Genomic DNA, 17058 nt, shown 5'->3' with positions numbered 1-17058 from the left:
GCTCAATCCGCGCCGAACGGGACGGCACGGCGGGGCCCGAAGGCCGCCACCCACGCGCAAAGGCCGGTCGCCACCCCCAGCGCGCCGAACAAAGCCACGATCGGAATTGGCCCGATCAGCGCACCCGCTAGGGCGCCCAGCACGCCGCCGCCCGCGCCCGCCTGCCACCACGTCGCTGTCGCACGGCGCCGCGCCGCCAGCCAGGCGGCGAGCAGCGCGATACCGGTCAACGGCAGCGAAAGAAGGAACGCGGCGCCGAGAACGGTGGGCAGGATCCGCCCCCATTCGGGCGGCTCGGGCGACAGGGCCGCGGCCGCCGCCACGATCAGCAACAGCGCGCAGAAGGCTCCGGCCGTGCAGGCAAAGATGCAGCCACGGATGACCGCAGCCGCGTGCATCAATGCGCCTCGGCCCAGGTGGCGCCCTGCCCCGCGTCGACCTCCAGCGGCACGGACAGGTCCACGGCGGGCAGCGACGCGCCCTCCATCACCTCGCGCGCGGCCTTCACCAGGTCGTCCTCGGCGCCCTGGTCCACCTCGAACAGCAGTTCGTCGTGGACCTGCAGCAGCATGGTCGCCGGAAGGTCCGCGATCGCGTCCTCCATGCGGATCATGGCGCGGCGGATCACATCGGCGGCCGTGCCCTGGATCGGCGCGTTGATCGCCGCGCGCTTGGCAAAGCCCGCGCCGGGGCCCTTGGCGTTGATCTCGGGCGTGTTGATCCGGCGGCCGAACAGCGTCTGGACGAAGCCGTGTTCCTTGGCGAACTTCACCGTCTCGTCCATGTAGTCGCGGATGCCGGGGAACCGCTCGAAATAGCGGTCGATGAAGCCCTGCGCCTCGTCGCGCGGGATGCGCAGGTTGCGCGCCAGGCCGAAGCCCGAGATGCCGTAGATCACGCCGAAATTGATCGCCTTGGCCTGGCGGCGGATCTCGGGCGTCATCTGGTCCAGCGGCACGTTGAACATCTCGGACGCGGTCAGCGCGTGGATGTCCTGCCCGTCCTTGAAGGCCTGCTTGAGCTCGCCGATCCCGGCGATGTGGGCCAGGATGCGCAGCTCGATCTGGCTGTAGTCCAGCGCCACCAGCGTGCGCCCCTCGGGCGCGACGAAGGCCTCGCGGATGCGGCGGCCTTCCTCGGTGCGGATGGGAATGTTCTGCAGGTTCGGCTCGGTCGAGGCGAGACGCCCGGTATTCGCCCCCGCGATGGAATAGGACGTGTGCACCCGGCCCGTTTCCGGGTCGATATGGTCCTGCAGCGCGTCGGTGTAGGTGCTTTTCAGCTTGCTCACCTGCCGCCAGTCCAGCACCAGCCCAGGCAATTCGTGCTCGGTCGCCAGGTCTTCCAGGATATCGGCGCCGGTCTGGTAGGCGCCGGTCTTGGTCTTCTTGCCGCCCGGCAACCCCAGCTTGTCGAACAGGATCTCGCCCAGCTGCTTGGGGCTCGAGACCTTGAAATCCTCGCCCGCCAGTTCGCGGATCTGGTCCTCGAGCCCCGCCATCTTCTGTTCGAACGCGCCCGACATGCGGCTCAGCACGTTGCGGTCGACCTTCACCCCGGCCATTTCCATCCGCGCCAGAACGGGGATCAGCGGCCGCTCCAACGTCTCGTAGACCGTGGTCACGTGACTGCGGTGCAGCTGCGGCTTGAACAGGTGCCACAGCCGCAGCGTGACATCTGCGTCCTCGGCGGCGTAGTTCACCGCCTTGGCGATCTCGACCTTGTCGAAGGTGACCTGGCTCTTGCCCGTGCCGATCAGCTCCTTGATCGGGATCGGGCTGTGGCCGAGGTAGCGTTCGCTCAGCGTGTCCATGCCGTGGCCGTGCAGGCCGCCGTTCATCGCGTAGGACATGAGCATGGTGTCATCCACCGGCGCCACCTGCACGCCCAGCCGCGCCAGCACCTTGCAGTCGTACTTGGCGTTCTGGAGGATCTTCAGGACCGACGGATCCTCGAACAGCGGCTTCAGCAGCCCCATGGCCTCGTCGAACGGGATCTGACCGTCCGAAAGCGCGTCGGTGGCGAACAGGTCGGCCTCGGCGTTTTCCTTGTGGCCCAGCGGGATATAGCACGCCTCGCCCGGCTCGATGCACAGCGACACGCCCACCAGCAGCGCCTGCATCTCGTTCAGGGACGTCGTCTCGGTGTCGATGGCGACGTAGCCGCGGGCATGGGCGCGCGCGATCCAGTCCTTCAGCGCGTCGGTGTCCTTCACCCAGGTGTAGCTTTCGGGAAAGGCGACCTGTTCGGCCTCCTCGCGGGGGGCCGCGCCATCGTCGGTCTGGTCGCGGATCACGGGCGCCTCGATGCCCAGAGCGTCGGACACGCGCTTGGTCATCGTCCGGAATTCCATCTGCGTCAGGAAATCGAGGAGCTCCTGCGTCACCGGCTCGCGCACCTCGAGACTGTCGAGATCGTAATCCAGCGCCATGTCGCAATCGAGCTGGACCAGCTGTTTCGACAGGCGGATCTGGTCGGCCTTCTCGATCAGCGTCTGGCGCCGCTTGGGCTGCGGCACTTCATGCGCCCGTTCAAGAAGTTCGTCCAGGCTACCGAATTCATTGATCAAAGTGGCAGCCGTCTTGATGCCGATCCCGGGTGCGCCGGGCACGTTGTCGGTGCTGTCACCGGCCAGCGCCTGCACGTCGACCACCCGGTCCGGGCCGACGCCGAACTTGGCGCGCACGCCCTCGTCGTCGATGCGGGTGTTCTTCATGGCGTCGAACATCTCGACCCCGCCGCCCACCAGCTGCATCAGGTCCTTGTCCGAGCTGATGATGGTGCAGCGCCCCCCGGCCTCGCGCGCGCGGCAGGCCAGGGTCGCGATGATGTCGTCGGCCTCGAATCCCTCCTGCTCGAGACAGGCGAGGTTGAAGGCGCGCGTGGCCTCGCGCGTCAGCGGAATCTGCGGGCGCAGGTCTTCGGGCATCTCGTCCCGGTTGGCCTTGTAGGCGTCGTAAAGGTCGTTGCGGAACGTGTGGCTGCCCTTGTCGAATACCACCGCCGCGTGGGTGGGGGCGTCGGGGCCTTTGTTGTCCTCGATCATCTTCCAGATCATGTTCACGAAGCCCGATACGGCCCCGATGGGCATCCCGTCCGACTTGCGCGTCAGCGGCGGCAGCGCGTGGTAGGCGCGGAAGATGAAGGCCGAGCCGTCGACCAGATGCAGATGATGTCCCTTGCCGAAGGCCATGGCGTTCTCCGTCGCTGCTGGCCCGTGTCATCGCGCGGGCGCGCGGCGGAGTCCAGCGTCAGCCGCCGAAGAGACCGTCGAACAGCCCCGAGAAGAACCCGCCGATCCCCGTGAGAAGATCGCCGACCGGTCCGAAGATGTCGCCCACCGCCTCGACGATCGAGATCAGCAGCGCCACGCAGGCCATGAGCACCGCCAGCCACCAGATGAACTGGAAGGTGATGGCCGACAGGCCAAGCCCCGTCGCCATGGCGGCCAGCCGCGTCGACCCTCTGCGCGAGACCGAGATAGCCGCAAGCCCGATGGCCAGCGCCCCGATCACCGGCCCGGCCAGCCCCAGCACCCGGTCGATGTCCCAGCCGCGCGGGACGGGCGCGGGCTGCGGCGCACCGGTCACGGCCCGCCAGGCCGACGCGCGGATGTCGCCCGCGATCTCACCGATGCTCACACCCACCGGCTGCTGCGGGGCGAACGGTCCGCCGAAGATGTGGATCATCGCGACCAGCAACGCCGTCGCGCCCATCAAGACCGCCAGCATCCCCAGGCGCATGTCGCCCGCCGGCCTGAAACCCTGTGCCATGCGCATATCCTCCGAAAATCCGGAGGCGAAATTACCCGTCGATTGGGTCGAAACTGCGGCGCGCGGCGGGGCCGTCGCACAGGCGTTCGCGCAACTGTGGCCCGGGGACACGGTCGGGCCGTTCGGGGTCCCCAAGGGGCAGCCGCCAGTAGTCGCGCAGATCCCGCCAGTCGTCGGGATCGATCCGGCGCGACTGGCAGAAGGCGATCGGCTCGGGCGCGCCCAGGTCGCCGCCGCGCAGGTCGATGCTGTGCCCGACCTTGCGGCTCAACCCCTCGATCCGGAAGGTCAGCGGCTGCGGGTAAAGGTACGGCGCCCCGCCCTCGGGCGTGATTTCGAGAACGTAGGTGCCGACCGGGACCAGAACGCGGAAGAAGGCGCCGCCCTCGACCCGCGCGGTATAGGCCACGTCCCAGCTGTCGGGTTCGCGCAGCGCGATCATCAGGTCACGCCCCGGGTCAGACTTGATCGCCAGCGGAAAGACGAGCGGCAGGCCGCTGTAGTTGCGCAGGATCCCGTATTTCGGCTCGGCCGCCACCGCCGGTGCCAGCAGGCACAGGCACAGCAGGGCCAGGCGGATCAATGGTCGTCCGCGCCCTCGGCCAGCACGAAGCGCTTGTCGCAATAGCCGCACTCGACCCAGCCGCGTTCCTCGGGGATCTGGAGCCAGACCCGGGGATGGGTCATCTCGCCGTCGCAGCTGACGCGGCGCGTGGTCACGGTTTCGGTCTCGGGCGCGTCGAATGCGCCGGTGGGCGGCAGGTCGCCTTCGAGGTCGACGGGTTTCTCGGACATGGGTCCCCTTGCGCAAGCAGCTTGCCCCGCCGTGTCGCGGGGCCTAGGTCTGTGCCGATGATAAACATCGCGCCACCGCCGACAAGGGGAGCCGGACTGCAATGACCGACAACGCCATCGAGATTTCGGGGCTGTCCAAGACCTATGCCGGTGCGGGCTCCGAGCCGCCGAAGCAGGCGCTGAAGAACATCGACCTGACGATCCCGCGCGGATCCATCTTCGGGCTGCTGGGGCCGAACGGTGCGGGCAAGTCGACCCTGATCAACATCCTCGCCGGTCTTGTCGTGAAATCGGAAGGCAGCGTGAAGATCTGGGGCTTCGACCAGGACGTGAACCCCCGTCAGAGCCGCGCCGCCATCGGCGTCATGCCGCAGGAACTGAACCTCGACCCGTTCTTCACCCCGCGCGGCAGCCTCGACGTGCAGGCAGGCCTTTACGGCGTGCCCCGGTCGGAGCGCCGGACCGACGAGATCCTCGACATGATCGGGCTTGCCGACAAGGGCGAGGCCTATGCCCGCAACCTGTCGGGGGGCATGCGCCGCCGGCTGCTGCTGGGCAAGGCGCTGGTCCACTCGCCGCGCATCCTGGTGCTGGACGAACCCACGGCCGGCGTCGATATCGAGCTGCGCCAGATGCTGTGGCGCAACGTGCGCAAGCTGAACGAGGACGGGATGACGATCATCCTGACCACCCATTACCTCGAAGAGGCCGAGGAAATGTGCGACGAGATCGCCATCATCAACCAGGGCGAGATGCTGATCCGCGACACCACCGCCCGGCTCATCAGCCTCATCGACACCAAGACCCTGGTCATCAAGCCCGACGACACGCCGCCCGCTGATATCCCCCTTCCCCCGGACGCCGAGCTCGAACGGCGCAGCGGCGGGATCCTGGCCATCAACTACGCCAAGACCAAGACATCGCCGGGCGACATCCTGGCCGCGCTGCGCGACGCGGGCGTGACCATCGCCGACGTGTCGATCGAGGAGCCGCATCTCGAGGACGTGTTCCTGGACCTGACGCGAAACGCGCAGACCCGCGCGGCCTGAGCACGGGGACCGAGGAAAGGGGAACGGAACATCGGCTCGCCATTCGCAGTTTGGATCAGCCAAGGGCCGGAACGGCCCACCACTGCCGCAGGAATTGCCCGATGTTCGTCACCCCCTCGATCCGCCAGGCCCCCTCCACCGAAGATCACGTCTTCGCCTTCCATATCATGGGCGAAATCACGTCCGACGAGATGGAGGCCATGGGTGCCTACATGAACGAGCAGTTCGAGCACCACGACAACGTGTCGATGCTGCTGATCTTCGACCGCTTCGAAGGGTCCGAGGCAGGCGCGGGCCTGAACTGGGAAAGCCTGAAGGCGCAGCTCAAATCCGTGACCAAGGTCGACCGCTATGCCGTTGTCGGCGCGCCCTCGACCCCGTCGCGCCTGGTCGAGGTCTTTGGCAAGGTCCTGCCCCTGAAGGCGCAAAGCTTCGACCGGGGCGACGAGGACGCGGCGTGGCAGTTCGTGGGCGCGCGCCCGGCCTGACAGGCCGAACCGCGCCCGCCCCTGCCGACCGGCAGTCCCGCGGGCGCGCCTTTGGCGATCAGGCCTTCGCCAGCATCCGGCCCAGCGGCCGCCCCGCCAGGATGTGCAGGTGATAATGCGGCACCTCCTGCACCCCGTGCGCGCCCGCGTTCGAGATGGTGCGATACCCCTCGCCCGCGTCGCCCGGGCTGATCCCCGCCTCGGCCACGATCCGCGCCGACACCCGCATGAAATCGACCAGCTCGGCGTCGCTGGCATTGGCGGCGAAGTCGTCGTGGCAGACATAGGCGCCCTTCGGGATCACCAGCACGTGCACCGGCGCCTGCGGCTGGATGTCGTTGAAGGCCAGCGTGTGCTCGGTCTCGAGCACGGTGTCGTTGGGGATCTCGCCGCGCAGGATCTTGGCGAAGATGTTCTGGTCGTCGTAGGCGAAGGGCATCTGCGGCTCCGTTCTTGATGGATTGGGTGCAGCTTTCCGGATCCCCGGGCGGGGATCAATCGGCAAACAGGTGATCGGTTTCGGCAAGCGCGCGGGCGGTGTTTTCGTCCACGGACAGGAAGCCGGCCAGCGCGGCCGCGTTGGATGGCGTCGGATGATCCTCGCGCAGGCGTGACAGGTGCTCGAAGCCGCCGCCCTGTATGGCGTCGCTTTCGAACTGGAAGTCGGCGCGGATCGTCGGCAAGAGCCTGGCCAGGGTGGCTTCGGGGCTCGAGGGTCCGGCCAGCCCGACACGGCGGGCGTGACCCACGAGGTAGTCGTCGGAGAAGCCGCACTCGATTTCGAGGATGCGGGTGCGGGCGCTGTCGCTTTCGAAGTCGCGCAGGAAGTCCAGCGCCGAGGGATCCAGGCAGATCAGCAGCCGGTCGGACTTGTGATAATCGAACAATAGCCGGATCAGCGCCCGGCGGTGCCGCGCGCGCTTCTGCATGCTGTTCTCGATCCCGCCCAGGTCGGGAAGCGGGCAGCTATCTTCGTGGAACAGATACTCGATGCAGGGGATTTCGGTCCGATCGCGGATCGCGCCCAGCAGGCGCTTCGCCACGTGCCATTTCTTGCACACGACGATCAGCAATTCCCGGTCGCGCCCCATGGACGCCTCGCGCTCCCAGAACCGCGGGGCGAAGCGGCGCCCGTGCCGGCCCCGGTTCGTCAGGAAGTGGTACAGGCTTCGCCCCTCGTTCGAGATATGGAACTCGGTCCCGCGACTGATATAGAGCTTTCCCAGCAACGACTTCAGATCGGTCGCGCCCGGGCTGATCTTGCGCGCGAACAGGTAGTCCTGCGCGCAGAGCAGGTCGAAATGGTCGTTATAGAACGACACCGGCATCCCGTAATCGGAAAAGATCAGGAAGGTCGGGGTGCGGTTGCGCAGCTCGACCCGGGGCACGAGGTGACACACCAGCGTCTGGAAGAATGTCTCGTCCGGGATCCAGGTGGTCCGGAAAAACCGCACGATATCGGGACGCTGGTCGATGAAGTCCAGCACGCGTTGCAGGCTCGAGCGGCGCAGGCACCACCATTGCGACCCGATCATGATCAGCAAGTCGGCCGGTGTCCGGCGGGTCAGCCGCAGCCGTTCCTGAAGACGAAAGGATGCGTAGAACAGCCGCTTCTGGGACCGCTCGTTGAACAGGTGGCGATAGACCAGCCGTTCGTCCTTGAAGCCGGTCTTGATCCAGTCCGAGGTGAAGAAATCGTTGTGTTCGATATAGTCGCAATCGTCGCGGTCGAGAAACGCGCGACAATACTCGGCCGACTTGATGGGCATGCAATCGCCGGACAGCATGTAGAAATGCGTCGCCCGCGGGAATGCCTCCATGGCGCTGCGGGCGGCCAGGATCGTCGCGGCCACGAGGCTCCATTCGCCCCAGCCGCATTTCACCCGTCGCGGGGTCAAGGCCACCCGCGGGTTGTCGGCCAGTTCCGACGCGATGGTGGCGTGGTCGGCGTCGGACGCACGGCCGTCGAAATGGATCGCGACGAAATCGCCGGCGGCGGTGATCCGTCGCGCCTGGGCCACGATGGCGGGCGCATCTTTATGGCAAAGTAGCAGATATGCGATATTCGCCATCGGCCCGCCCCAATCTGGTCTCGGTCTTCTCTTTGGGTTTGATAGCCCGGTTGGGCAGTGCAATAACAGTCTTGAACGGCGCAATCGGCAACTGCGGTCGCGATTGAACGCGCGAGGCGTCGCGGGGGATGGCGAGAGAATGGGATTTCCGGGAACCTGGATGACCTCCAGCGAGAGCATGGTCTACCGTGTCGTGCCGAAATGTGCCTGCTCGACCATCGGTCAGATCATGTTTTATTCCGACCACGGTGAATTCTTCGACGGCGACATCCACGACGCCAAATCGGGAATGCACAAGTGGGGCATCGACGAAAGCCAGCCCGAGATCACCCGCAACGTGAAGGCCCATGACAGCCTGACATTCACCTGCGTGCGCAATCCCTACACCCGCGTGCTGTCCAGCTTCTTCGACAAGATCTGCGGCATACAGCGCAACGGCCGGCGCTATCGGGGGAACCTCGTGCCGCTGCTGATCCAGAAATACGGGATCGAGGTCGGCGGCGACGACGGCAAGCAGGAATTCGACCAGATCGCGTCGTTCCGTCGGTTCCTGCTGTTCGTCCGCGACACCATCCGGTTCCGCAAACCCATGGATCCCGACATCCACTGGTCCGCCGTGGCGGGCCACGTGGGCACGCTGGTCGCCAATGGCGGGCGCTACGACCAGATCTTCTGGACCGAGGATTTCAATACCGGCATGCAGCGGGTGCTGGACGCGGTCGAGACGCCGCATCCGGTCGAGCTTTCACAGATCCCGCGGTTCAACGAATCCGAAGGCCACGGCCCCAAGCGCGCGCACCCGGTCGAGGCCTATTTCGATGACCTGTCGATGCACCTGATGTGGGAAATCTACCACCGTGACTTCAAGCTGTTCCGCTATGATTTCGACAACCCGGCCAACAAGATGCCGGTGGGCGAGATCGACCTGGACGAGGTCCACGCCAAGCTGGGCGACTGACCGCGGACGATCCCGGATCGCCGGGGCATGTTCATCCGGGGTGGTCTTCCGACAGGACCCCCGAATGACCTCGCCCGACGGCAACCGCGAGCGGTCTCAGACCAGCCCCGCCTCGCGGAACAGCGCCATGACGTTGGCCTGCGGGCGCGGGCCCACGTGGCCGATCACCTCGGCCGCCGCGATCACGCCCATGCGACCGCAGGTCTCGGCCGGCAGGCCCAGCGCGTAGCCGTAGATGAACCCGGCGGCGAACTGGTCGCCCGCACCCGTGGCATCCACCGGCGTCACGCGATGCACCGGCACCTCGACCCGTTCGCCGTTCCGGATCACGACGACGGGATCGCCCGAGCGGGTGCAGACCACGGTGTCGCAGGCTTCGGCCGCCTGCGCCAGCGCGTGCCCAAGGTCGCATTCGTAAAGCGTCGTCCACTCGGCCTCGTTGCCGATGACGTAGTCGAGCTCCCCCGAGATCAGCGCCTTGAAGTCCGACCGGTGGCGGTCGGCGCAGAACGGGTCGCTCAGGGTCAGGCCCGCGCGGCCGCCGGCGGCGCGGATCAGCTGCGCGGCGCGCCGGAACGCCGTCTTCCCCTCGTCCTTGTCGAACAGGTATCCTTCCAGGAACAGGATGCCGCCGCCGTCGAAGGTCGCCTCGGGCACGTCGTCCTGCGACAGGTCGGCGCCCGCGCCCAGATAGGTGTTCATCGACCGCTCGCCGTCGGGCGACACGAAGATCATGCTGCGTGAGGTCGGCAGCTCGGCGTTCTCGACCGGCGCGTTCGGGAAGGCGATGCCGTCGTCGCGCATCCCCTGGGCATAGGACCGGCCCAGCCCGTCGTCGCGCACCTTGCCGATGAAGGCGGCCTCCATCCCCAGCCGACCCAGCCCCGCGATCGTGTTCGCGACCGACCCGCCGGGCGTCTGGACGCGGTCGGACATGGCGGCATACAGCAGCTCGGCCCGCTCGCGCTCGACCAGCTGCATGATGCCCTTCTCGATTCCCATGTTCTCGAGGAACGAGTCGTCGGCGTGGCTGATGACGTCGACGATGGCGTTGCCGATGCCGATGATGCGGGGGGTGTCGGTGGTCATTCGGTCTTCTCCTCGAAGGGGCACAGGTCACGGATCAGGCAGGCGGGGCACTTGGGCTTGCGCGCCACGCAGACGTACCGGCCGTGCAGGATCATCCAGTGATGGGCGTGAAGTTGATAGGGCGCGGGCACGTTGTCCTCGATGGCGCGCTCGACGGCGACGACATCCTTGCCCGGCGCGATGCCGGTACGGTTGCCCAAGCGGAAGATATGGGTGTCGACGGCCTGGGCGGGATGCTTCCACCACATGTTCAGCACCACGTTGGCGGTCTTGCGGCCCACGCCCGGAAGGCTTTCCAGCGCGGCGCGCGAACACGGCACCTCGCCGCCATACTCGTCCACGAGGATGCGGCTCATCTTCAGGACGTTCTTGGCCTTGTTGCGATAGAGGCCAATCGTCTTGATGTGCTCGATCAGGCCGTCCTCGCCCAGGTCCAGCATCTGCTGCGGCGTCGTCACCTTGGCGAAGAGCGCGCGGGTGGCCTTGTTGACGCCCGCGTCGGTGGCCTGCGCGCTCAGCGCGACGGCCACGACAAGGGTGTAGGCATTCACGTGTTCCAGTTCGCCCTCGGGCGTGGGTTCGGCCGCGGCGAAGCGGGCGAAGATCTCGTCGATCACGTGATATGGCAGCGGCTTGCGCATGGCGGGTTTCATGCCCCACGCGCCGCGCTGCCGCAACCGGCGATTGGCGGCGGCTCAGCAGGCCTGGCTGTAGCGTCCCGGCCCGGTCTCGGCGGCGCTGTCGATCCGGTGGGCCACCAGCCGGGCAAAACGGATGTCCTCCAGTTCCAGCACGCCGTCCTTGTCCAGCCGTCCGGCCCCGGGCAGCGCGTCCAGCGCGGCGTGCGCCCGCGCGATCATGTCCGGGGCCAGATCACCCGTCAGCCCCGGAAGATCGGCCCGGCCGTCGCACATCAGCGCCGCGATCACGCGCCCCATGGCGCGGGCGGCAGGCCCGACGGCGATCCCGCGGGCGCCGGGAAGCTGCCCCTGTTCCACCACCTGCGCCCACAGCGCCGTCGCGGGCGCGTTCTGGACGAAGCCCTGCGGCAACTGCGAGATCGCCGAGGGCCCCAGCCCCACCAGTGGCAGGTCGGCATCCACGGTGTAGCCCTGGAAATTCCGCCGCAACGCGCCCTGCGCCGCGGCCAGCGCCATCGAATCGCCCGGGCGGGCGAAATGGTCGATCCCGATCGGCACGTAGCCTTCCGCGATCAGGCGGCTGCGCGCCGTGTCGGCCAGCAAAAGCCTCTCGCGCGGCCCCGGCAGGGCCGTCGCGTCGATCAGCTTCTGCCGCTTCGCCGCCCAGGGCACGTGGGCATAGCCGTAGAGCGCGATCCGGTCCGGCATGAAGCCCAGCGTCGTATCCAGCGTCGCCAGAAGCCGCGCGGGCGTCTGGTGCGGCAGGCCGTAAAGCAGGTCCACGTTCAGCGACCCGATACCGCCCCCCCGGATCAGGTCGACCGCGCGCGCGGTCTCCTCGGCCGATTGCAGCCGCCCGATGGCGCGCTGCACGAGCGGGTCGAAATCCTGCACCCCGATCGAGGCCCGGCTGAGACCCAGCCGCAGCAGGGCATCGCGTCGCGCCGGCCCGAAATCGCAGGGATCGATCTCGACCGAGACCTCGGCGCCCGATGCAAAACAGAATCCTTCCCCCAGCAATGCGCCAAGCCGGTCGAGCTGATCGGCCGACAGGATCGTCGGCGTGCCCCCGCCCAGGTGCAGGCTGGCCACCTCGACATTGTAGGGCAGCGCGGCGCGGGTCAGCGCGATCTCGTCCGCCAGCGTGTCGAGATACCGCTCGAGCGGTGCCTGCGCCTGCGTCCCCTGCGACCGGCAGGCGCAGAACCAGCACAGCCGGCGGCAGAACGGCACGTGGAGATAGAGCGCGATCCGCGCGCCCGGTCGGATCTCGCCGAGCCAGCGCGTCTTCGCGGCGCTGCCCACTTCCGGTCCGAACCGGTCCGCGGGCGGGTACGAGGTATAGCGCGGGACGCGCGCCGTCAGGAGGGCGGTGGTGAGCGGATCATCTGTCATGTCGCGATCCTGCCGCCCGCGACGCCGCGATGGCATTGATCCAAGTCAAGCGGACGCATAATCTGGCGCCATGACAGCCCATGATCCCGTTATCGCCTGCGGCAATTGCCCGATCCGCCACAACGCCATCTGCGCCGAGTGCGAGGCGGACGAGCTTTCGATGCTGGAGCGCGCCAAAAGCTACAAGACCGTCCCGGTCGGCACGCCCCTCGCCCGTGCGGGCGAGCCGCTGTCGCATTTCTCGTCGTTGGTGAAGGGCTGCGCGGCCATGTCCCGCACGCTCGAGGACGGGCGCCGCCAGACCGTGGGGCTTCTGCTGCCGTCGGATTTCATCGGCCGCCCGGGGCGCGCCACGTCGCCCTTCGACGTCACCGCCCTGAGCGAGGTGACCCTGTGCCGGTTCGAGCGCACGGCCTTCGAGCGAATCGTCCGCGACACGCCCCACGTGGCCTCGCGGCTTCTGACCATGACCCTGGACGAGCTCGACGCCGCGCGCGACTGGGCCGTGGTGCTGGGCCGGATGACCGCGCGTGAGAAGCTGGCCGCCTTTCTTCTGAACCTGGCACAGCGCCAGCGCTCGATTCGCGGCATGGCGCGGCCATCGGGCAAGATCCTGGTCGCGCTGCCCATGTCGCGCGAGCAGATGGGCGATCACCTGGGCCTGACGATCGAGACCATCAGCCGCCAGATCACCGCCCTGCGCAAGGACGGCCTGATCGAGGTGCCCAGCCGCCAGGACATCCGCATCCTGGACTACGACGCGCTGGCCTTCGAGGCCGGCGATGACGGGGACGGCGCGCCCATCGCCTGACATTTTGCCGCGGGCCTCGTCGGCCCCGACGCCAAACGCATGGCGCCCGGCGCGCCCCAGGGGTCCTTGCCGAAGCGGCCGATAGCCCGATTTTTCAAAGAAAACCCGCCAGAATTTCGGATCGAAATTCCTGACACCCCGTCGGGACGCGCCCCGCCGGGGCGCGATCCATCCCTTGATCCATGTCAATGTTGCGCCGTCGCGGATGTGCGACCTCCCGCCTGAACGGTCCCCTTTCGCGGGACGACCGGCATTCAGGGGACGCCATGCAGTATTTTCGCCTCACCGCCTACGCGCTTGTCGCCATCTTCGCCGCCGTGGCGGCCGACTGGGGACGCGACCTGGCCTATTCTGTCCATGCCGTGCTGATCATGCTGATCGCCGGCGGCCTGTTCCTGTGGGAACTGCGGTCGGTGGACGATCCGCCCCCCCTGGCCGACCAGGGCAGCTACATGGACGGCCCCATCCGCGCGGGCGTCATCGCCACCGCCTTCTGGGGCCTGGCGGGGTTCCTGGTGGGGACCTTCATCGCGTTCCAGCTGGCCTTCCCGGTGCTGAATTTCGACTGGTCGGAAGGCTACGCCAATTTCGGTCGCCTGCGCCCGCTGCACACCTCGGCGGTGATCTTCGCCTTCGGGGGCAACGCGCTGATCGCCACGTCCTTCTACGTGGTCCAGCGTACCAGCGCCGCGCGGCTCTGGGGCGGGAACACGGCGTGGTTCGTCTTCTGGGGCTACCAGCTCTTCATCGTGCTGGCCGCCACCGGCTACCTGCTGGGATCCACGCAATCCAAGGAATACGCCGAGCCCGAGTGGTACGTGGACATCTGGCTGACCATCGTCTGGGTGGCCTACCTGGCGGTGTTCCTGGGCACGATCATCAAGCGGCGCGAGCGGCACATCTACGTCGCCAACTGGTTCTTCCTGGCCTTCATCGTGACCGTGGCCATGCTGCACGTGGTCAACAACCTCAGCATCCCGGTCAGCATCTGGGGCTCGAAATCCGTGCAGGTCTTCGCCGGCGTGCAGGACGCGATGGTGCAGTGGTGGTACGGCCATAACGCCGTGGGCTTCTTCCTGACCGCGGGCTTCCTGGGCATGATGTACTACTTCGTGCCCAAGCAGGCCGGGCGCCCGATCTACAGCTACAAGCTGTCGATCATCCACTTCTGGGCGCTGATCTTCCTGTATATCTGGGCCGGTCCGCACCACCTGCACTATACCGCGCTGCCCGACTGGGCCTCGACGCTGGGCATGGTGTTCTCGATCATCCTGTGGATGCCCAGCTGGGGCGGCATGATCAACGGCCTGATGACGCTGGAAGGCGCCTGGGACAAGATCCGCACCGACCCGATCATCCGGATGTTCGTGGCCAGCCTCGCCTTCTACGGCATGTCCACCTTCGAAGGCCCGATGATGTCGATCCGCGCGGTCAACAGCCTCAGCCACTATACCGACTGGACCATCGGCCACGTGCATTCCGGCGCCCTGGGCTGGAACGGGCTGATCACCTTCGCCTGCATCTACTTCCTCACGCCCAAGCTCTGGGGCCGCAAGCAGATGCACTCGATGGCGGCGATCAACCTGCACTTCTGGCTCGCCACGATCGGCATCGTCTTCTACGCGGCGTCCATGTGGGTCACCGGGATCATGGAAGGCCTGATGTGGCGCGAGGTCGACGCGAACGGCTTCCTCGTGAACTCCTTCGCCGACACCGTGGCGGCCAAGTTTCCCATGTACCTGGTGCGGGGCCTGGGCGGCGTTCTCTACCTGACCGGCGCGCTGGTGATGGTGTGGAACATGTGGATGACCATCCGCCAGCCGCAAGCCACCCCCGTCACCACCACCGTTCCCGCGGAGTGATCCCATGACCGACGACAACAAGAAAATCCCGAACCCCGAGGACGACCCCAAGGTCACCCAGCCCGGCGATGGGGGCATCCCCAACGAGCTTCCGCATCACTCGAGCTTCATCCAGAAGCACGCGATCCTCGAACGCAAAGCCACGCTGCTGCTGGTCGCCTCCTTCGCGGTGGTCACCATCGGGGGCCTGGTCGAGATCGCGCCGCTCTTCTGGCTGGAGAACACCATCGAGGAGGTCGAGGGCGTGCGCCCCTACTCGCCGCTGGAGCTCGCGGGCCGCGACATCTACCTGCGCGAGGGGTGCTATGTCTGCCACAGCCAGATGATCCGCCCCATGCGCGACGAGGTCGAGCGCTATGGCCACTACTCGTTGGCCGCCGAGTCCATGTTCGACCACCCGTTCCAGTGGGGCTCGAAACGCACCGGGCCGGACCTGGCCCGGGTGGGCGGTCGCTATTCCGACGCGTGGCACGTGGACCACTTCATCGACCCGCAGACGGTCGTGCCCGAAAGCGTGATGCCCAAGTACGACTACCTGCTGCGCACGCCCCTGGACGGCGCCCATATCGACGAGGTGATGGAGACCCACAGCATCGTGGGCGTGCCCTATACCGAGGAGATGATCGCCGAGGCCAAGGCCGACTTCCGCGTGCAGGTCGACCCGTTCGGCGACATCGACGGGCTGCTGGAACGCTATCCCGGCGCGCAGGTCCGCAATTTCGACGGCCAGGATCAGCTGACCGAGATGGATGCCCTCATCGCCTACCTGCAGATGCTGGGCACGCTGGTCGATTTCTCGACCTTCACCGCAGACGCCAGCCGGTAAGGAGACCGCCATGCAGGACACCTATTCCCTTCTGCGCGAATTCGCGGACAGCTGGGCGCTCCTGGCGCTGACGCTGATCTTCCTCGGGGTCATCGGCTGGGCCTTCCGGCCCGGCTCGCGCCCCCTCCACGACGACGCGGCGATGACGCCCTTCCGCAACGACGCCGCGACGGTGCCGGTTGCGCGCGCGCCCTCTGGCCCCGCCGCTCCGCGCATCGCGGGCTGCGCCAACGCCTGCCCCGACTGCACCTGCGCCAAGACCCTCGAGGCCCTGAAATGAGCAACAAACGCATCGATCCCGTCACCGGGACGGAAACCACCGGCCACCAGTGGGACGGTATCGAGGAACTGAACAACCCGCTGCCGCGGTGGTGGCTCTGGACCTTCTACGCCACCATCCTGTTCGGGGTGATCTACGTGATCCTGTTCCCCGCCTGGCCCATGGTGACGTCGGCCACCGGCGGCCTGCTGGGCTGGTCCACGCGCGGCGACGTGGCGGCCGAGATCCAGGCCGTCGACGACGCCCAGGCCCCCATGCGCAACCGCCTGGTCGAGACCGACCTGGCCGCGCTGGGCGACCACCCCGAGGTCCAGGACTTTGCCCGGGACGCGGGCGCGGCGGTGTTCCGCACCAACTGTTCCCAGTGCCACGGCGCGGGCGCGGCGGGCGGGATCGGCTATCCCAACCTGCTGGACGACGCGTGGCTCTGGGGCGGCGACATCGACACCATCGCCACCACCATCCGCCACGGCATTCGCAACGAGGACGACCCCGACGCGCGCTGGTCGCAGATGCCCGCCTTCGGCGAGATCCTGAGCGAAGAGGAAATCGCCACGCTGACCGCCCATGTCATGTCCCTGCCCGACGGCACCGACCCGCTGGCTGGCCCGGGGGGCGAGCTTTTCGACATGAACTGCACCTCGTGCCACGGGATGGACGGCAAGGGCGACCAGTCGCTGGGCGCGCCCAACCTGACCGACGCCATCTGGCTCTACGGCGGCAGCGAGGACCAGATCGCCCACTCGATCTCGCGCGGGCCGTTCGGGGTGATGCCCGCTTGGGGCAAGTTCCTGAGCGAGGCCGAGCTGAAGGCCGTGGCGGCCTATGTCCACGGGCTGGGCGGGGGCACCGAGGAGGACCCCGCGACGAACTAGGGGCTTGCGCGCACGTCCAGCGCAGGCGGGCGTGCCCCCTGGGGGCGGCGGGAAGTGGAGAGCCCGCCGCCCATTTTTTTGTCCGGCGCCGGCGCGCGGCCGCGGCGGCGCGTGCATGGCGCATCCCGGCGGCCCCGCGCGACA

Annotated in this window: 18 protein-coding genes; 8 read left to right on the top strand and 10 right to left on the bottom strand. The window is 67.5% G+C overall.

The window, feature by feature from the left end:
* Positions 1–2 precede the first annotated feature (2 nt).
* The 5 genes from BUB76_RS12660 to BUB76_RS12640 are packed head-to-tail and all read right to left on the bottom strand — an operon-like array spanning position 3 to position 4535.
* Positions 3–398: a hypothetical protein gene (locus BUB76_RS12660; RefSeq protein WP_073129162.1), complete on the bottom strand. Its 396-nt coding sequence runs from the start codon at positions 396–398 to the stop codon at positions 3–5.
* Positions 398–3193 carry a DNA polymerase I gene (polA, locus tag BUB76_RS12655; RefSeq protein WP_073129161.1) on the bottom strand — a complete coding sequence of 932 codons (2796 nt, stop codon included), beginning with the start codon at positions 3191–3193 and terminating at the stop codon, positions 398–400. Before polA ends, BUB76_RS12660 begins: the two co-directional genes overlap by 1 nt.
* Positions 3194–3251: 58 nt before the next feature.
* Positions 3252–3773 (bottom strand): hypothetical protein, encoded by a 522-nt coding sequence (locus BUB76_RS12650; protein ID WP_073129160.1) that lies wholly within the window; start codon positions 3771–3773, stop codon positions 3252–3254.
* A 31-nt stretch (positions 3774–3804) separates the two neighbouring features.
* Entirely contained in the window at positions 3805–4356 is a 552-nt protein-coding gene (locus BUB76_RS12645) for a hypothetical protein (RefSeq protein ID WP_073129159.1), read from the bottom strand.
* Positions 4353–4535, bottom strand: coding sequence for a zinc-finger domain-containing protein (locus tag BUB76_RS12640; RefSeq protein WP_373280056.1), 183 nt, complete (start codon positions 4533–4535; stop codon positions 4353–4355). Before BUB76_RS12640 ends, BUB76_RS12645 begins: the two co-directional genes overlap by 4 nt.
* A gap of 134 nt (positions 4536–4669) precedes the next feature.
* Here BUB76_RS12640 and BUB76_RS12635 point away from each other — a divergent pair, with 134 nt between their 5' ends.
* A complete protein-coding gene (locus BUB76_RS12635; RefSeq protein WP_073129157.1) occupies positions 4670–5617 on the top strand; it encodes an ABC transporter ATP-binding protein in 948 nt (315 codons plus the stop codon).
* A 101-nt stretch (positions 5618–5718) separates the two neighbouring features.
* On the top strand, positions 5719–6105 hold the full coding sequence (locus BUB76_RS12630; RefSeq protein ID WP_073129156.1) for a SpoIIAA family protein: 387 nt from the start codon (positions 5719–5721) through the stop codon (positions 6103–6105).
* Between the two features lie 58 nt (positions 6106–6163).
* On the opposite strand, the gene BUB76_RS12625 is transcribed toward BUB76_RS12630, so the two are convergent.
* Together BUB76_RS12625 and BUB76_RS12620 are read right to left on the bottom strand one after the other, a co-directional pair.
* Positions 6164–6544: a histidine triad nucleotide-binding protein gene (locus tag BUB76_RS12625; protein WP_073129155.1), complete on the bottom strand. Its 381-nt coding sequence runs from the start codon at positions 6542–6544 to the stop codon at positions 6164–6166.
* Between the two features lie 55 nt (positions 6545–6599).
* Positions 6600–8177 (bottom strand): DUF5928 domain-containing protein, encoded by a 1578-nt coding sequence (locus BUB76_RS12620; RefSeq protein WP_073129154.1) that lies wholly within the window; start codon positions 8175–8177, stop codon positions 6600–6602.
* 139 nt (positions 8178–8316) lie between these two features.
* Between BUB76_RS12620 and BUB76_RS12615 the strand changes: the two genes are divergently transcribed.
* Complete coding sequence (locus BUB76_RS12615; protein WP_073129153.1) at positions 8317–9135, top strand: sulfotransferase family protein; 819 nt, start codon at positions 8317–8319, stop codon at positions 9133–9135.
* A 96-nt stretch (positions 9136–9231) separates the two neighbouring features.
* On the opposite strand, the gene BUB76_RS12610 is transcribed toward BUB76_RS12615, so the two are convergent.
* The 3 genes from BUB76_RS12610 to hemN are packed head-to-tail and all read right to left on the bottom strand — an operon-like array spanning position 9232 to position 12260.
* Positions 9232–10224: an adenosine kinase gene (locus BUB76_RS12610; RefSeq protein ID WP_073129152.1), complete on the bottom strand. Its 993-nt coding sequence runs from the start codon at positions 10222–10224 to the stop codon at positions 9232–9234.
* Complete coding sequence (nth, locus tag BUB76_RS12605; protein WP_073129151.1) at positions 10221–10865, bottom strand: endonuclease III; 645 nt, start codon at positions 10863–10865, stop codon at positions 10221–10223. The genes BUB76_RS12610 and nth overlap by 4 nt, the downstream gene beginning before the upstream one ends.
* A 54-nt stretch (positions 10866–10919) precedes the next feature.
* Complete coding sequence (hemN, locus tag BUB76_RS12600) at positions 10920–12260, bottom strand: oxygen-independent coproporphyrinogen III oxidase (protein ID WP_073129150.1); 1341 nt, start codon at positions 12258–12260, stop codon at positions 10920–10922.
* A 70-nt stretch (positions 12261–12330) separates the two neighbouring features.
* Between hemN and fnrL the strand changes: the two genes are divergently transcribed.
* The 5 genes from fnrL to ccoP all read left to right on the top strand — a co-directional run bounded on the left by fnrL (position 12331) and on the right by ccoP (position 16914).
* Positions 12331–13071, top strand: coding sequence for a transcriptional regulator FnrL (fnrL, locus tag BUB76_RS12595; RefSeq protein ID WP_073129149.1), 741 nt, complete (start codon positions 12331–12333; stop codon positions 13069–13071).
* Positions 13072–13337: 266 nt separating this feature from the next.
* Entirely contained in the window at positions 13338–14933 is a 1596-nt protein-coding gene (gene ccoN, locus BUB76_RS12590) for a cytochrome-c oxidase, cbb3-type subunit I (RefSeq protein WP_073129148.1), read from the top strand.
* Between the two features lie 4 nt (positions 14934–14937).
* A complete protein-coding gene (gene ccoO, locus BUB76_RS12585; protein WP_084140650.1) occupies positions 14938–15759 on the top strand; it encodes a cytochrome-c oxidase, cbb3-type subunit II in 822 nt (273 codons plus the stop codon).
* A 10-nt stretch (positions 15760–15769) separates the two neighbouring features.
* Positions 15770–16039, top strand: a complete 270-nt coding sequence (locus BUB76_RS17415; RefSeq protein ID WP_084140649.1) for a cbb3-type cytochrome c oxidase subunit 3 — start codon at positions 15770–15772, stop codon at positions 16037–16039.
* A complete protein-coding gene (ccoP, locus tag BUB76_RS12575) occupies positions 16036–16914 on the top strand; it encodes a cytochrome-c oxidase, cbb3-type subunit III (RefSeq protein WP_073129147.1) in 879 nt (292 codons plus the stop codon). Before BUB76_RS17415 ends, ccoP begins: the two co-directional genes overlap by 4 nt.
* The last annotated feature ends 144 nt before the right edge of the window (positions 16915–17058 follow it).

The organism is Palleronia salina, from assembly GCF_900141995.1.
Classification (GTDB): Bacteria; Pseudomonadota; Alphaproteobacteria; order Rhodobacterales; family Rhodobacteraceae; genus Palleronia; species Palleronia salina.
The sequence above is the reverse complement of the archived record's forward strand: the minus strand, read 5'-3'. Positions and strand labels throughout refer to the sequence as shown.

Bases quoted from the DNA above. Each gene is read 5' to 3' on its own strand.
- BUB76_RS12650 (WP_073129160.1), bottom strand. From the start codon at position 3,773: ATGGCACAGGGTTTCAGGCCGGCGGGCGACATGCGCCTGGGGATGCTG.
- BUB76_RS12615 (WP_073129153.1), top strand. From the start codon at position 8,317: ATGGGATTTCCGGGAACCTGGATGACCTCCAGCGAGAGCATGGTCTAC.
- ccoP (WP_073129147.1), top strand. From the start codon at position 16,036: ATGAGCAACAAACGCATCGATCCCGTCACCGGGACGGAAACCACCGGC.
- polA (WP_073129161.1), bottom strand. From the start codon at position 3,193: ATGGCCTTCGGCAAGGGACATCATCTGCATCTGGTCGACGGCTCGGCC.
- BUB76_RS12625 (WP_073129155.1), bottom strand. From the start codon at position 6,544: ATGCCCTTCGCCTACGACGACCAGAACATCTTCGCCAAGATCCTGCGC.
- ccoN (WP_073129148.1), top strand. From the start codon at position 13,338: ATGCAGTATTTTCGCCTCACCGCCTACGCGCTTGTCGCCATCTTCGCC.
- fnrL (WP_073129149.1), top strand. From the start codon at position 12,331: ATGACAGCCCATGATCCCGTTATCGCCTGCGGCAATTGCCCGATCCGC.
- nth (WP_073129151.1), bottom strand. From the start codon at position 10,865: ATGCGCAAGCCGCTGCCATATCACGTGATCGACGAGATCTTCGCCCGC.
- BUB76_RS12635 (WP_073129157.1), top strand. From the start codon at position 4,670: ATGACCGACAACGCCATCGAGATTTCGGGGCTGTCCAAGACCTATGCC.
- BUB76_RS12610 (WP_073129152.1), bottom strand. From the start codon at position 10,224: ATGACCACCGACACCCCCCGCATCATCGGCATCGGCAACGCCATCGTC.
- BUB76_RS12630 (WP_073129156.1), top strand. From the start codon at position 5,719: ATGTTCGTCACCCCCTCGATCCGCCAGGCCCCCTCCACCGAAGATCAC.
- BUB76_RS12660 (WP_073129162.1), bottom strand. From the start codon at position 398: ATGCACGCGGCTGCGGTCATCCGTGGCTGCATCTTTGCCTGCACGGCC.
- BUB76_RS17415 (WP_084140649.1), top strand. From the start codon at position 15,770: ATGCAGGACACCTATTCCCTTCTGCGCGAATTCGCGGACAGCTGGGCG.
- ccoO (WP_084140650.1), top strand. From the start codon at position 14,938: ATGACCGACGACAACAAGAAAATCCCGAACCCCGAGGACGACCCCAAG.
- hemN (WP_073129150.1), bottom strand. From the start codon at position 12,260: ATGACAGATGATCCGCTCACCACCGCCCTCCTGACGGCGCGCGTCCCG.
- BUB76_RS12620 (WP_073129154.1), bottom strand. From the start codon at position 8,177: ATGGCGAATATCGCATATCTGCTACTTTGCCATAAAGATGCGCCCGCC.